This is a genomic window from Thermodesulfovibrio sp. 3462-1, from assembly GCF_040451425.1.
In the GTDB taxonomy this organism is placed as follows: domain Bacteria; phylum Nitrospirota; class Thermodesulfovibrionia; order Thermodesulfovibrionales; family Thermodesulfovibrionaceae; genus Thermodesulfovibrio; species Thermodesulfovibrio obliviosus.
The window spans coordinates 278,566-294,336 of the sequence record NZ_CP144374.1 but is presented as its reverse complement, the minus strand read 5'-3'; the positions used below and the strand labels follow the sequence as shown (position 1 = coordinate 294,336).

Genomic DNA, 15,771 nt, shown 5'->3' with positions numbered 1-15,771 from the left:
AAAAAATTGATATAATCAAATCAATTACTCTTTTCGGAGGTTTAATTATGGTTATCTTAGGAGTAAATGTTGATCATGTTGCCACTGTTAGGCAAGCACGAAAAACCTTTGAGCCTGATCCTGCAATGGCTGCAACACTGGCAATACTTGGCGGAGCTGATGGGATAACAGTTCATCTAAGAGAAGACCGCAGACACATTCAGGACAGGGATTTAAAAATTCTTAGAGAAGTTGTCCCATGCGAGCTTAATCTTGAGATGGCTGCCACAGAAGAAATGATAAATATTGCTCTTAATGTTAAACCTGATATGGTAACCCTCGTTCCAGAAAAAAGGCAGGAACTTACAACAGAAGGTGGCTTAAATGTTATTGAACTTAAAGATTCTCTTAAGGAAGCTATAAAAAAAATTAAAGATGGAGGAATTCCTGTAAGTCTTTTTATAAATCCTGACAGAGCCTCTATTGAATGCTCAAAAGAAATCGGAGCAGACATGGTTGAGATTCATACAGGATATTATTCTGAAACAAGACGACAGAGTCAGCTTAAAGAACTTGAAAGAATTAAAGATGCAGTTGCATATTCATTGAATCTTGGACTTAAGACAAATGCAGGGCATGGATTAAATTACTACAATGTAAAACCAGTTGCTGCAATAAAAGGATTAAGAGGACTTTACATTGGCCACAGCATAATTGCAAGGGCTGTTCTGGTTGGAATTGAAGAAGCTGTCAGAGAGATGAAAAATCTTATTAAAGAGGCATGTATGAATGTTTAATGTGGATGTAACCTATCAAACACTCTCACAATATCTAAATGAGATTAAAGAACTTATTCAAGAAATCTCTGATTATCAATGGATTGTTGCTGAAATAGCAAAAATAGATTCTGATAAAAATGGGCATTACTGGATTGAGCTTGTTGAAAAAAAAGACAATGAAATTGTTGCAAAATGCGATGCTGTAGTATGGAGCAGAAATGTAGAAACTGTTCATAACTTTTATCTAAAAACCGGTATGGAGCTTCAGAAGGGAATAAAAATTCTTTTTCTTGGCAAAGCAACTTTTCATGAAAAATATGGTTTTAAAATAAGTATTTATCAGATTGATCCCTCTTTCAGCCTCGGAGAAATGGCTTTAAAAAAGAAAGAAACAATAGAAAGACTTACCCGAGAAGGCTTCATTGACAGAAATAAGCTTATTGAGATCCCTGTTATAATTCAGAGAATTGCAATTGTCTCCAGTGAATCTGCAGCTGGATATGAGGACTTTTTAAAAATTTTAAAGGGAAACAAATATGGCTTTAAGTTTTATACAAAACTTTTTGATGCTTTTGTTCAGGGAGACTCTGCCGTTGCCTCTTTAATGGCTGCATTTCAAAGATGTGCTTTTGAAGCTAAGAATTTTGATGCTGTAGTTTTAATTCGTGGTGGTGGCTCTGTTGCTGATTTAGCAATTTTCAATGATTATGAACTTGCAAAAACAATGGCTTTAATGCCGGTCCCTGTATTTACAGGAATAGGTCATACAAGAGATGAAACTGTAGCAGACCGTGTTGCATCAATGTCTTTTAAAACTCCATCTGAGGTTGCTAAATTCATACTTGACAGAGCAGTTGATTTTGACTCAAGGCTTGATACTCTGAGACAGAGAATTATTCACAGAGCTGAGAATTTTCTAAGTGTTGAGATTTCAAAAAATCAAAGCATTGAGGAAAGATTCAAGCTAGCTGTGAAAAACTCAAGAGAAAAAATTTTACAGAAAATGAATCTAATCGTAAGTGAAGTGCATAATAATGTTTTAAAAAGGGTTCACAGTGAAAGAGAATTTCTTTTCAAAGTTAAACAGCAGCTTTATAAAAAAACAAATCTAATACTGACAGCGCAGGAAGTGGAGCTCACAAACATTAACAATAAAGTAAAAATGAAAATTAACGAAAACATGGCGAAACAGAATTTCAGAATAAGCTCTTACAAAGACAGCCTTTTTACAAAGCTGAAAAACACGCTTTCATTGAAAAATATTCAAATAGAAAGAGTTAATGAGAAACTTCGTCTTCTTAGCCCTGAAAATATCTTAAAAAGAGGCTACAGTATTACTTATTTAAATGGAAAAGTTTTGAAGAATTCCGGGGAAGTCCCTCTCAGGGCTAATATTCAGATTCAGCTTTACAAAGGAAAGATTTCAGCAACTGTAACCAATAAGGAGGAAAACAATGGAGAACTTAAGTTATTCTAAGGCAATGAAAGAGATTGAAGAAATTCTTAAGTTTATAGAATCACAGGAAGTTGATGTTGATGTGCTTGTTGAAAAAGTAAAAAGAGCAACAGAGCTTATTCGTTTTTGCAAGGGCAAATTAAAAACTGCAGAGGAAGAACTTCATAAAACCCTAATTGAGCTTGAACAGCCAGATTCTACAGAGAGCGAACCCTTTTAAATGACTTCATGGAAAGAAAATATCTATTTTGTCTTAGTTGAGCCAAAGGAATCAGGAAACATTGGCTCTTCTGCAAGAGCAATAAAAAACATGGGTTTCAAAAATCTTATCCTTATAAATCCTGCACCCCTAACAGATGAAGCTTACTGGATGGCATGGGCAAGCAAAGATATTCTTGAAAAAGCTGAAGTTTATAAAGAACTTGACAATGCTCTCAAAGACAAAGCAGTCGTAGTTGGAACAACTCGCAGAAGAGGCTCAAAAAGAGGTGCAATTCTGGATGTAAGAGATGGAGTAAAAAGAATTTATGAAATATCTCAGGACAACAGAGTTGCCATACTGTTTGGACGGGAAGATAAAGGACTTTTTAATAAAGAAGTTGAAAAGTGCGGATATCTCATGACAATTCCTACATCAGAGCTTCAGCCATCTTTAAATCTTGCTCAAGCAGTATTGATTGTTGCTTATGAGCTTATGCGATGCGAAGAAATAAAAGATTTTCATATGCAACGTCAGTTTTATGTTGACCAGCAGGAGTTAAATAAATTTTATGAAAGATTTTTTAGTGTTTTAAAAAAAATCGGTTATATACCTGATAATCCTGATCTTGAAAAAAGAATAATCAACAATTTCAGGCATCTTTTTGGAAGAACAGCTCTTACATTCTGGGAGTTGAGACTTCTTCATGGAATCTGCACCCATATAGAGGAAAAACTTAAAGATTAAGTTGAATTCTATCAAATTATTTGATATAATTTCCAGAAAATGGAGATTAAAAATCTGATTCCATATACTGAAAGCATTCCTGCGCCTGCGCAGATTTTGATTCTGTTTGAACAGTTTTTTTTCATGATTCATATCGTGCTTGTAAATTCTATTATTGGATTGAGTTTAATAATCATTTATAAAAATTTATCTGCTACAGGTGAAACTCTGGAGATAAAAAAACTAATTGCACAAAAAATTCCCATTCTTTTTGCTATTGCGATAAATATGGCTATCCCTGCTCTTTTGTTCATTCAGGTTGTTTTTGGGCATTTTTTCTACACCAGTTCTGTGCTTCTTGGAACTTTCTGGATATTGATTATTCCATCGCTTATAGTTGCCTACTATGCATCCTATTTCTACTACAGGAAAGTTGAAGCCTCTACTTTGGCAAACCTGTCTCTTTTAATTGTGATTTTTATACTGCTTTACATTGCCTTTATTCTGGTTAACAATCTCACACTCATGGAAGAGCCTCAAAAATGGCCTCAATACTTTGAAAAAAGAGACGGAACAATTCTACTGTGGAAAGAAATAACCATATATCCAAGATATTTCCACTTTATTGTTGCTTCTTTAGCTGTGGGAGGTATTTTTTATGCTGTTTATAATAAACTTACAAAAAGTACGGATAAAAAAATACAAAGTATGAAAATTAAAGAAGGATTGAAAATATTCAGTTATGCCACAGTGGTTCAAATGTTTATTGGAATTTTATTCCTTTTAACTCTTCCAAAAAAAGTCATGCTTCAATTTATGGGTGGTGATTTTTTAGCCACTTTAGTGTTTATCTCAGGAATAGTCTTTGCTACAGCTGCAATGATTTCAGGATTTAAAGAAAAGTTGAACTTTACCCTGGTTTTTCTTACTCTTACTATTCTTGCTATGATTATAAATCGCTACAACCTAAGGATTTTTCAGCTTGGTGATTATTTCAAGATTTCTGAGCTAAAGATTAATCCTCAGTGGGATGTTTTTGTTATCTTTCTTCTGATTTTATTTGCAGGCGTTGGAGTTATTATTTACATGCTTAAACTTGCCTTTTTCAAAGAGGCAAAAAAATGAATTATCCTGTTTGGCAATTATATTATCTCAATTCAGGAACTTTAATTGCAGTAATTGCTGTTCTTCACGTCTTTGTCGCACATTTTGCAGTAGGCGGTGGAATATTTTTATGGCTTACAGATTTAAAAAGTGTACGGGAAAAAAATTACGAACTTAGACAGTATGTACGTAAACATATCTGGTTTTTCCTGCTTCTTACAATGGTTTTTGGTGGAGTAACAGGTGTTGGAATATGGTTTATTATTGCTCTTTCAAGTCCCTGGGCAACTTCTGTGCTAATTCATACTTTTGTATTTGCCTGGGCAATTGAGTGGGTTTTCTTCCTCGTTGAAATCGTCTCATTGCTTATTTATCACTACAAATTCGAAACACTTTCTGATAAAAATCGCCTGAGAATTGCTTTTATTTACGCAGCTGCAGCGTGGTTAAGTCTTTTCATAATTAATGGAATTATAACTTTTATGCTCACTCCTGGAGAGTGGCTCCGAAGTTATAACTTCTGGGATGGATTTTTCAATCCCACAAATCTTCCAGGTGTTGTTTTCAGAACTGCAGTATGCATTATGTTCGCAGGTCTTTTCGGATTTATTACAGCAGTATCTATGCCCCAGAGTGATTTTAGAGATAAACTTCTAAGATATTGTGCAAAATGGCTTTATATGCCTCTTGCCTTCCTGATAATTTCAGGATTCTGGTATTTTTATGCAATTCCAGAAAATGCAAGATTGACCAATTTCTGGCTTAATAGACAGACCGCCAACGCAGTCAATGTCTTTATAGTCTCGTCAGTTCTGATTTATCTTCTAACACTCATTTTCATAATGAAAACTTCAAGAAAGCTTCAGCAGATTGCAGTGTTTATACTTGTTTTAATTGGTCTCGCATGGATTGGTGGTTTTGAATATATAAGAGAGTATGCAAGAAAGCCATATGTTATTTATGGATACATGTATTCACCTTCTGTCTTGGTTACAGATGAGGAAAGGCTTAATAAAGAAGGATTTCTCAAATATGCAAAATGGAGTCCTATTAAAGAAGTGACAGAAAAAAACAAACTCCTTGCAGGTAAAGAACTATTTAATCTTCAATGTTTAAGCTGCCACACAATCAGAGGGGTTAAAAATGATATTGTTGAAAAAACAAAGGGACTTACAAAGCTTGGAATACTATCTCAGATTTATGGTCAGGGTAAAGTTCGCGATTACATGCCCAAGTTTATTGGAACGGAAAAGGAGATGGAGGCTCTTGCAGAGTTTATAGCAAGCCTTCATGACAAAAGAGAAAACAAAAAGACAGATTTTAAACCAATACAGGAGGAAGTCTCCATTCCATCCTTCAATTCCCAGAAGGATGAATATGTCCTTCTTGCTTGGAGCACGCTCGGTGAGAAATGCATAACTGATTCAGACAAATGGTTTTCATTCCTATATCCGGGAAGTTCCTTCCAGGCAGTGCTTATAAAAAGAGGTTTAAAGCCAGAAATTGTCTCAGAAAACATAGAAATTCATTATGAAGTCCAGAAAGGATATGAGAATCCATCCAGACATAGTGAGTTCTGGAAGTATTCTGAGTCTTTGAAAGGCAAAAAACTGGCTGAAAATACAGGAGTTACCGGTAAAGGTCTTAGTGGAGTATTTGATTATGATAAGGAAAGAAATATATTCTCGGCTGAGGGGATTCCTGTCTTACCTTATAGAGATGACGGAAAATTTAATCCTTATCCAGTTTTTAAAGCAAAGGCAATACATAAATCTACAGGCAGGATTTTACAGACCACAAAATTTGTTGCTCCTGTTTCAACGGAACTCAGATGCTTTGAGTGTCACAGTGGTGCTCCAAGATGGAATGGCATTTCAGGTATATCTGATAATACTGCTAAGAACATCCTGAGAGTTCATGACAGAAATAATGGGACAAAGCTTCTTGAAAATGCTCTTAAAGGAAAGCCTGTTATGTGTCAGAAATGTCATGAGGATTTTATTGTTAAATCAAAGGGAATAAAGAGGCACAACAGTTTTTCAGCCTCCATGCATGGATGGCATGCCAACTATATACCATGGAAAGATGAAAGAGCCTGTAACTTATGCCATCCCAATGATGCAAAAGGTAACACAAGATGTAACAGAGACATCCATGCAAAGATCGGAATTGGTTGCACCAGGTGTCATGGAAGACTTGATGAGCATGCTTCTGCAGTTTTATTGTCTCAGGAAGGTACAACAACTGCTCAGCTTCTTCTTAGAAATCTAAAGCCTGAAACACCAATCTCAGAGATAAAACCAAGAGCGCCCTGGATACAGGAGCCTGATTGCCTTAGTTGTCATGTGGGATTTCAGAAACCTGCTAATAATGTTAGAGCATTCAATAAATGGACAACCGACACTGCAGGTCTTTACAGAAACAGAAAAGAAAACACTGAAAAAATTCCCTGCATAGCCTGTCACAGCTCTCCCCATGCAATTTATCCTGCATTCAATGAGTTTGGAAAAAATAGAGACAATATTCAGCCCATGCAATATCAGGGAACGCCTCTTCCAATCTCATCAGAGATGAAGTGCGAGGTATGCCATAAGGTGAAAATGCAGGGCTCTCCTCACCATGCAAATATGCTGAGAGCTTTCAGAAATAAAAAAGCTTTACAGTAGGTGATAATTTTGATAAAATAAGATAGCATTTTTCTGTAATCCCGAGCATTAGCGAGGGGTATACTGCATTATAAATATAGAGCTAAATTTTTTTTCAATTTTGCTCTGTCTAAAAAATTATTAAAGGAGGAGCAAATATGCCAGCATTAAACAAAGAAGTCGACATTGTAAGAGGAGATATTATTTACGATGATGGAATCCATAAATTTATCTGGCTTGGCTGGGAAGAAAATGAAGAAGAAGGATTAGTTCAGGTAAATCAGTATCTTATTGAAAATAAAAATGTAGGTGTAATTCTTGACCCGGGTGGTGTTCATGTTTTTCCAAGAGTTGTTGCAAATGTATCAAGGTATGTTGACCTTGAAAGAATTCAACATCTTTTCTTTTCCCATCAGGACCCTGATGTCTCCTCTGGTGTGGCATTATGGCTCAGCGTAACATCTGCTAAAGTTTATATTTCTAAGTGGTGGGTTAGGTTTCTTCCTCATTATGGGATATTTGATATGACAAGAATTGTCCCATTGGAGGAAGGCGGGGGAAGTATTCAACTTCCTTCAGGCGATTATCTTGAGATAATTCCTGCTCATTTCTTACACTCTGTAGCCAATTTTCATGTTTATGATCCCCGTTCAAAAACTTTATTTACAGGAGATCTTGGAGCAGCGATATTCCCAAAAGGACAGAGATATCCATATGTTGAAGACTTTGACAGTCATTTAAAGCTCATGGAGGGATTTCATCGGAGATATCTTGCATCAAACAGTGTGATAAGAAAATATCTTGAAAAAATAAATAAACTCAATATTGAAAGAATAGCGCCACAGCATGGAGCAATAATTTACAAGAAAGAACACATTCAGAAATTTTTTAACTGGCTTAGTAATTTAAAATGCGGAGTTGATATAGCTGAGGAGTTTTACAGATAAGGAGGAATAAAATGTTTTTAAGAAAAAAGAAAAATACAAATCTTACAAAAAAAGACATTGATACCAATCTTTCACTTATTAGAACTTTATCCTCAGGTATTATAAAATCAAATATTGTTGGCTCAACAATTTCAAATACAATGGGATTGATTGATTCCAATTTCTCAAGAATAAAGGATGAAGTCTCCTCAATTGCCACTGCTATGGAAGAAATTGATACCACCATAAGGGACATGTCACAAAGTGTAGCCTCTATAAATGAAGAAGTTCAGACACTTGTTAAGCAAAATGAAGCAATGGATGAAGAACTTGAAAAAAGAGTCAAGGATATTGAATCCCACAATGAAAAGATAATTGAAGTTGTCACAAACATAAAAGAACTTGGAGAAGCAACAAAAAACATTGGCAACATTGTTACTTCTATTTCAGATGTAGCTGAGCAGACAAATCTTCTTGCCCTCAATGCCTCAATTGAAGCAGCAAGAGTTGGAGAGGCTGGAAGAGGCTTTGCAGTGGTAGCAGATGAAATAAGAAAACTTGCTCAGAAAACAGATACTTTAACAAAAGACATTAGTAAAATACTTGGGAATCTTAGTGAAAGAGTAATAACTGCAGTCAAAGAGGTAGAAAAAATCAAATACCTTTTCAGAGAAGTAGAAGAGGAAATGAGAACAATAAGAGCGTCTTTTGAAAAAACAAAGGATATGTCAGACACAGTTGGTGATGCAGTAAATACTTTATCAACAGCAATAGAAGAGCAAAGTCAGGTTTTAACCGATGTTTCAAAGAGAATCACAAATACTGCATCTATGCTCAATGAAACATATAAAGTTTTCGCTACTGTTGTGAAAGTTAATGATGAAATCTCTAAATTAACGAAGTTTTAATTTTATGTTGCCGAAAATTTTAAATTTTGCCTTTTGTCCTCACTGTTTGGAAAAAGATATTGAAGAATGGAAAAGCATAATCTCTTACATATCTTCAATTTTAGAGAGACAAATAAATATTGTTACTTTTGAAGACTTTATAGAAGAGGAAAAAAAACTTCAAGAATTTGATTATCATTTTGTCTATGCGAATCCTGATTCTACAATAAAACTTATCCAGAAAGGATACATCCTTCTTGGCAAATTAAAAAACGAGAACCATTCTATTTGTAGCATTATTTCCTCTTCCTATTATCCTCAAAAAGAAATAATAAATGTGGCTTTGATAAACAGAAAATTTTCTTTTCTTCCTCTTTTATTTCATAAAAAAGTTTACAAAAATTTTCAGCTAATTTTTACCAGAAATTACGATGAAATACTTGAACTTGTGCAAAGCTCTGCTGCAGATATTGGGTTCATATATACAAAGACATTGGAAGAGTTGAAGAATGGAAAAAATATAAAAATTTCAGAGGACTTCTGTTTCCCATGTCCTCATTTTATTTTTATTCATCCTTCATTAGAAAAATATAAGGATGCTTTGCTTAACATTGAAGATATTGAAAAAGCTTCAGAGGACGAGATTGAACATATTAAAAGTCTATACAGTCAATTAGATCTATTACTTGAAGAGTGGGCTAACAATGATATTGTTGAGGCATTAAAGTCTTCTCCTATAATTGGCATTATTGTCTATCAAGAAAAAATCGTCTTTATCAATGAATACGCATTAAATATTCTTGGTTATAGAGAAGATGAGATATTGGAAATGAGCTGTACAGATCTGGTTTACAGTAAGGACAGAGAAAAAGTAATTGAAAATATGGAAAAAAGACTCAGAGGTGAAAAATTTTCAGCAATTTATGAGATTTCTTTTATAAGAAAGGATGGTAAGATAATACCAGTTCAGTGTTTAGCATCAACGATTCTTTTTAGAGGCAGATGTTCAAATTTTATATTGTTTTATGATATATCCAGGCAAAAATGTGCGGAAAATATAAAGGAAATTTTAAAACAAATAAACAAAACAATAACAACCTCCTTAACAGAAGAAGAAATCTTCAGTGGAATATGTAAAGCCCTGGTAGATAATTTTAAGTTTAAACTTGTATGGATAGGTATTTGTGATGAGTCTTGCAGAAGAATTCCAAAATTTCATTTTGGCGAGGATCAGGGTATTATAGAATTTTTTGAAAAAACTGAATATATATGTGAAAAAGCTTTGAATGAAAAAAATGTTATTGTTAATCCTGATTTAAGAATAAACGGTGAAGACAATCCTCTGAGAGCTGAGCTTTTAAAAAGAGGAATTCTTTCTTCATGTTTAATACCGATTCTGAAACACGACAGGGTTGTGGCTATATTAAGCATATACTCTGAATTTCCAGATTATTTCAACGAATCAATTATTGATTTACTTAGGGAAATCCAAAGAGATCTATCCTTTGCTGTTGAAAGGGTGGAAAGAATAAGACAGAATATGATTATTGCAGAAGCACTTAAACATTCTGATACATGGATACTGGTTACTGATGAAAAGGGAGATATTATCTATGTAAATGAAGCTGTAGAAAAAATAAGTGGATACACAAAGGAAGAACTTCTTGGAAAAAATCCAAGAATATTTAAATCAGGGCTCAATCCACCCGAATTTTATAAACAGATGTGGAATACTATTCTTTCAGGAAAAATATTTAATGCCATAACTCCAAATAGAAAGAAAAATGGTGAAATTTTCCATGCTGACCTGAAAATAGTTCCTGTCAGCCTTCCAGGAAATATTTTAAGATTTGTTGCTGTAGCAAAAGACATTACAGAACAAATAATGCTTTCTGAAAGAATAAATATTTTACAAAACTACGATGCACTTACAGGGCTTTTAAATTTGAATGGCTTTGCTGCTCAAGTTCCCTTAAAATTAAAAGAAACGAAAGATAGAGGAATCATAGGGGTGCTTATTTTGATTGATGTGTTTAATATGACTTCTATAAACAAAACTCTTGGGATTTCAGGTGGAGATGGGTTATTAAAATTTCTAAGCCAAAAATTAAAGGAAACCTTTAAGGAAACAGATGCCATAGCGAGAATCAGTGCAGATACCTTTGGCATATATTTAACTTTAGAGGGTTCATATGAGTTATCCAAAACCTACTCCAGGCTATTCGAGTTGAATGACTTAAGTTTTCAAATAGATAGTAAATCCATTTTATTTTATATCAATGCTGGATTAGCTTTGTTTCCTAAGGATGGAGAAACCTTTAAGACACTTTATGAGAAAGCTGACATAACATTAACAAAGGCTAAAAAGGAAGGTCCAGGAATAATAAAGTTTTTTGACCCCGGGATAGAAAAAGAAATAGAAACTCAATGGAATGTGATTAATCTGGTTAAGAAAGCCTTTGAGCAAGATCTGTTTGTTCTTTATTATCAACCTTATTATCATACTGATACTTTAGAAGTTGCAGGATTTGAAGCTTTAGTTAGAATTGTGCAGGGAGATAAAATTTATTATCCTGGTTTTTTCATGGACTATATAGAAAACAGTCAATATCTCAGCAAATTTGAAGATTGGTTAATTAAAGAAGTCACGGAAAAAATAAAAAAATGGAACATTAATATTTCCATAAACATTTCAGGAAAAACCTTTAATGAACCTGATTTTATTAAAAAGTTATCCTGGATTGATGAAAATATAAGAGATAAAATTACAGTAGAAATTACAGAAAGAATATTTATTGAAAATCCTGAAAGGACAATAGAATTAATTTCAATGATTAAGAAATTGAAAAATCCACCGAAGATTGCAATTGATGATTTTGGCACAGGATACTCTTCCCTTGTTTATCTTAAGGACTTAGCTGTAGACATTATTAAAATTGATATTGCCTTTGTAAGAGATATGCTTAAAGATAAAAAATCCTTTGCAATTGTTCAAACAATAATAGAGCTTGCAAAAAGACTTGACTATATAACCCTTGCCGAAGGAGTTGAAGATAAACAACATCTTGATATTTTGAGAGTTCTTGGCTGTGACATGCTTCAAGGATTTTTCCTCTCAAAACCACTTTCAGAAAAAGCAGTGGAAAGTGACATAATAAAATAATGAATCTTGTCTATTTTGAAAAACCTACAAGATATATAAATCACGAAATAAATGCTGTTTACAAAAAGGGAGAATTCATAAGATTTGCTCTATGTTTTCCTGATGTGTATGAAATTGGAATGTCTCATCTTGGTTTGAAAATTCTTTATTATATCTTAAACAGTATCCCCTATGTTTATGCTGAAAGAGTATTCTCTCCCTGGATTGATATGTCTGAGCACATGAAAAAGCATAAAATTCCCCTACTTAGTCTTGAAACAAAAACTCCACTCAATGAATTTGATATTGCAGGATTTTCCCTTCAATATGAACTTTCCTATACTGCAGTTTTAAACATGCTTGAGCTTGGCGGTATCCCTCTAAAATGGCAGGACAGAATGATTGGTAAGCATCCTCTTGTAATTGCTGGAGGTCCCTCTACTGTTAATCCCCTGCCAGTATCTGATTTTATTGATGCTTTTTTTATTGGAGAAGCAGAAGAGGCAGTTAAGGAACTTGTTGAAACATACAAAGAATGGAAAAAATCCAATTCATCAAAGGAATCTCTTCTTAGGGCAATCTCAGAAATTGAAGGATTTTATGTTCCTTATGCTGGTAAAAAAACTGTTAAAAGAAGATTTATAAATGATTTGGAAAATGCTCCTTTCCCACAGGCTCCTGTGGTTCCTTATGCAAAGATTGTTCATGATAGAGTCTCCGTAGAAGTATCCCGTGGATGTCCTTCAGGATGCAGATTCTGTCAAGCAGGTTTTATTTACAGACCTTTAAGATTTAGAAGCCCAGGGAAGGTATTTGAAATTGCAAAAAATCTAATAAAAAACACTGGTTATGAAGAGCTTTCTTTACTTTCCTTTAGCATAGGCCATTATCCCTATTTAGTTGAACTTGTTAAAGCTTTAAATCAATATTTTGCAGAAAAGGCAGTTGCTGTTTCTCTTCCTTCAATAAGAGCTGACAGAGTAACAAAACAACTTCTTCAGGCAATAAAATCAGCAAGAAAAACAGGATTTACAATCGCACCTGAAGCAGCCACAGAGAGGCTTCGCAATGTTATTAATAAAAATATTTCAGATGAAGATATTGAAAGAGCTTGCAGCGTTTTGTTTGAGGAAGGCTGGCAGAGTATAAAGCTTTATTTTATGATAGGACTGCCAACAGAGACAGCAGAAGATATAGAAGAAATTGCTAATTTTTCAAGAAAAATAATAAAAATTGCGAAAAAATACACTAAAAAATTTGTTGAAATAAATGTTACTGTCTCTCCCTTTGTTCCTAAACCCCACACTCCATTTCAGTGGCTTGGACAGATTAATTTTAATGAAATGGTTGAGAAACTTAATTTTTTAAGAGAAGCCTTTAAAAAAAGTAAAATTCACTATAAAGGACATAATCCAGAGATGAGCCTTCTTGAAGCTGCTTTATCAAGAGGAGATGAAAAATTATCAGAACTTTTATTAAGAGTATGGCTTAATGGAGAAACACTTAGTGCATGGTCTGATTTATTCGAGTTTAATAGATGGTTCAAAGCTATGGATGAAACAGGAATTGATTTATTTAACTATGCAAATAGACAGCTTTCTCTGGATGAACCTCTGCCATGGGATTTTATTGATACAGGAGTAAAAAAAGATTTTCTTAAAACTGAATTTAAAAAGGCTATGAACCGTGAATGCTCAAAAGAATGCACTGATAAATGTGAAGCATGCGGATTGAGATGCCAATCGATTATTCCGAACCATATCAAGGATGCAAAGCCTCAGCTTGTCATGATAAAAAATGAATTAAATGATTTAAGAAGTCAAGAAGCCAGAATAAGATTTTGCCATAAAAAAACAGGAGTGATGAAATATCTTTCTCAGCTTGAATTAAACAATCTCATTACAAGAGCATTAAGAATGGCAGATATACCATTTGTAGTTTCAAAGGGGTTTCATCCAAAACCAGAGATTTCTTTTGGTCCTTCTTTACCTGTGGGAATTGAAAGTGAAAGAGAGTATTTTGATTTGAAGATTTACGGTGAGCTTAATCATCAGGACATTGAAAGATTAAATCACATTTTGCCTGAAGGCTTAAAAATTATTGAAACAAAAAAAATTCCTCATGAAAGTCCTTCCCTTAATTCTTTTATTCAGCGATATAAGTATATTGTTGAACTGGAAGAAGAATTTATGCTTGACAATAATGCCATAAGCCTTATGACCATAAAAAGAGATGAAAAAATGCTTTATCTCAAGGATTTTTTAGAAGAAATTCAAATAAATGGTAATCAAGCATGTATAATAGTAAAAGACAGTGTTCATAAAGCAAGAATTTCTAAAATTGTAGAGGTTATCTTTGGTAAAAAGCTACATGACTTGAAAATCAAAAGAGTAGCTATGTATGCCCAGCAAGGAGAAGTAGAACCTTGAGTAATGAACTTTTAATAAATGTAACAAAACAGGAATGCAGAGTTGCTCTCTTAGAAGGTGGGCAGGTTGTTGAGTTTTATATTGAAAGAAAAGGAGATTCAAGCTATGTAGGAAATATTTATAAAGGCAGGGTTGTTAAGGTTTTAAAAGGTATGCAAGCTTGCTTTGTTGATATAGGACTTGATAAGGCAGCATTTCTTTATGTTGATGACATAAGGGGTGGAATTAAAGAGGTTTATCCCTTTCTGGAAGCAGATGAGGGAACAGATATCCTCCCAAAAATTGATTTCAAAGATGCTTCTATAGAAGAGCTTGTCCAGGAAGGACAGGAAATACTTGTTCAGGTTGCAAAAGATCCAATGGGAACAAAAGGAGCAAGGGTTACATCAAGAATTACACTTCCTGGTAGATATGTTGTTCTTATGCCAGGGGTGGAACACATTGGTGTATCAAGAAAAATAGAAAATGAAGAAAAAAGAAAGCAACTGAAAGAGCTTGCCAGTAAAATCAAACCACCAGGATTTGGTTTAATTATGAGAACAGTTAGTGAAGATGCAACACAAGAGGAGATTCAGAAGGATATTGATTTTCTTTTTCTCCTATGGGATAACATTCAGAAGAAAAAAGATAAAGCTCATGCTCCATCTCTTATTCACAGTGAGTTTGACCTTGTCCTGAGAAGTCTGAGAGATTTTATGACTCAGGATGTAGATCGTATGATTATTGACAATTATATTGAATGGCAAAGGCTTAAGGAATTTGCTCAGGTTTATTTTCCAAGACTTGCCGATAAGATTGAACTATATGAAGGAGAAGAACCAATATTTGATGCCTTCGGCATAGAGGTTGACCTTGAAAGAGCACTTCATCGTAAGATATGGCTTAAATCTGGAGGATACATTGTTATTGATCAGACAGAAGCAATGACTGTTATAGATGTAAACACTGGTAAGTATGTTGGCAAGGAGAATCTTGAAGACACAATTCTCAGAACAAATCTTGAAGCAGTCAAAGAAATTGCCTATCAGATAAGGCTGAGAAATCTCGGTGGAATTATATTAATTGACTTTATAGACATGGAAAAGGAGGAAAACAAACAAAAAATCATAAATGCCATGACAGAGGCGATGAAAAAAGACAGAGCAAAAACAACAATTTACAACATTACAGAATTAGGAATAGTTCAAATGACCCGTAAGAGAACAAGAGAAAGCCTTGAACACATATTATGTGACAGCTGTCCTTATTGTGAGGGCAAAGGAAGAGTAAAAAGCATAAAAACTGTAGCCTATGAAATCTTAAGGAAGCTAAGATTCATGACAGTTCCTCAAGGAACAGAGCTTACAGTAGTTGCCAATTCCTCAGTTGCAGATTTGCTTACTGATGAAGAAAGAGACTCAATAGAAGAAATTGAAAATACAAAAAAAATAAGAATTACAATTAAAAAAGATATGATGCTACATCAGGAAAATTACTCAATTCATAAAAACATGCCATAA

The 15,771-nt window shown here is 34.0% G+C and carries 11 protein-coding genes; all 11 read left to right on the top strand.

What is annotated here, in order from left to right; translation table 11 throughout:
• Positions 1-47: 47 nt before the first annotated feature.
• The 11 genes from V4D31_RS01455 (at position 48) to V4D31_RS01405 (ending at position 15,771) form a co-directional block, all read left to right on the top strand.
• Positions 48-776 carry a pyridoxine 5'-phosphate synthase gene (locus V4D31_RS01455; RefSeq protein ID WP_353686474.1) on the top strand — a complete coding sequence of 243 codons (729 nt, stop codon included), beginning with the start codon at positions 48-50 and terminating at the stop codon, positions 774-776.
• The gene (gene xseA, locus V4D31_RS01450; RefSeq protein ID WP_353686473.1) at positions 769-2,235 is read left to right on the top strand and encodes an exodeoxyribonuclease VII large subunit; all 1,467 of its coding nucleotides are present in this window, start codon (positions 769-771) and stop codon (positions 2,233-2,235) included. The genes V4D31_RS01455 and xseA overlap by 8 nt, the downstream gene beginning before the upstream one ends.
• Positions 2,213-2,434 carry an exodeoxyribonuclease VII small subunit gene (gene xseB, locus V4D31_RS01445; RefSeq protein ID WP_353686472.1) on the top strand — a complete coding sequence of 74 codons (222 nt, stop codon included), beginning with the start codon at positions 2,213-2,215 and terminating at the stop codon, positions 2,432-2,434. The genes xseA and xseB overlap by 23 nt, the downstream gene beginning before the upstream one ends.
• Positions 2,435-3,160 (top strand): RNA methyltransferase, encoded by a 726-nt coding sequence (locus tag V4D31_RS01440; RefSeq protein WP_353686471.1) that lies wholly within the window; start codon positions 2,435-2,437, stop codon positions 3,158-3,160.
• A gap of 39 nt (positions 3,161-3,199) precedes the next feature.
• Positions 3,200-4,264 (top strand): hypothetical protein, encoded by a 1,065-nt coding sequence (locus V4D31_RS01435; protein ID WP_353686470.1) that lies wholly within the window; start codon positions 3,200-3,202, stop codon positions 4,262-4,264.
• Positions 4,261-6,909 carry a cytochrome C gene (locus V4D31_RS01430; protein WP_353686469.1) on the top strand — a complete coding sequence of 883 codons (2,649 nt, stop codon included), beginning with the start codon at positions 4,261-4,263 and terminating at the stop codon, positions 6,907-6,909. The genes V4D31_RS01435 and V4D31_RS01430 overlap by 4 nt, the downstream gene beginning before the upstream one ends.
• A gap of 137 nt (positions 6,910-7,046) precedes the next feature.
• Complete coding sequence (locus tag V4D31_RS01425) at positions 7,047-7,835, top strand: MBL fold metallo-hydrolase (RefSeq protein ID WP_353686468.1); 789 nt, start codon at positions 7,047-7,049, stop codon at positions 7,833-7,835.
• 11 nt (positions 7,836-7,846) lie between these two features.
• Positions 7,847-8,722 (top strand): methyl-accepting chemotaxis protein, encoded by an 876-nt coding sequence (locus V4D31_RS01420; protein WP_353686467.1) that lies wholly within the window; start codon positions 7,847-7,849, stop codon positions 8,720-8,722.
• A 46-nt stretch (positions 8,723-8,768) separates the two neighbouring features.
• Positions 8,769-11,864, top strand: coding sequence for an EAL domain-containing protein (locus tag V4D31_RS01415; RefSeq protein WP_353686466.1), 3,096 nt, complete (start codon positions 8,769-8,771; stop codon positions 11,862-11,864).
• The gene (locus V4D31_RS01410; RefSeq protein WP_353686465.1) at positions 11,864-14,272 is read left to right on the top strand and encodes a TIGR03960 family B12-binding radical SAM protein; all 2,409 of its coding nucleotides are present in this window, start codon (positions 11,864-11,866) and stop codon (positions 14,270-14,272) included. The genes V4D31_RS01415 and V4D31_RS01410 overlap by 1 nt, the downstream gene beginning before the upstream one ends.
• On the top strand, positions 14,269-15,771 hold the full coding sequence (locus V4D31_RS01405; protein ID WP_353686464.1) for an Rne/Rng family ribonuclease: 1,503 nt from the start codon (positions 14,269-14,271) through the stop codon (positions 15,769-15,771). The genes V4D31_RS01410 and V4D31_RS01405 overlap by 4 nt, the downstream gene beginning before the upstream one ends.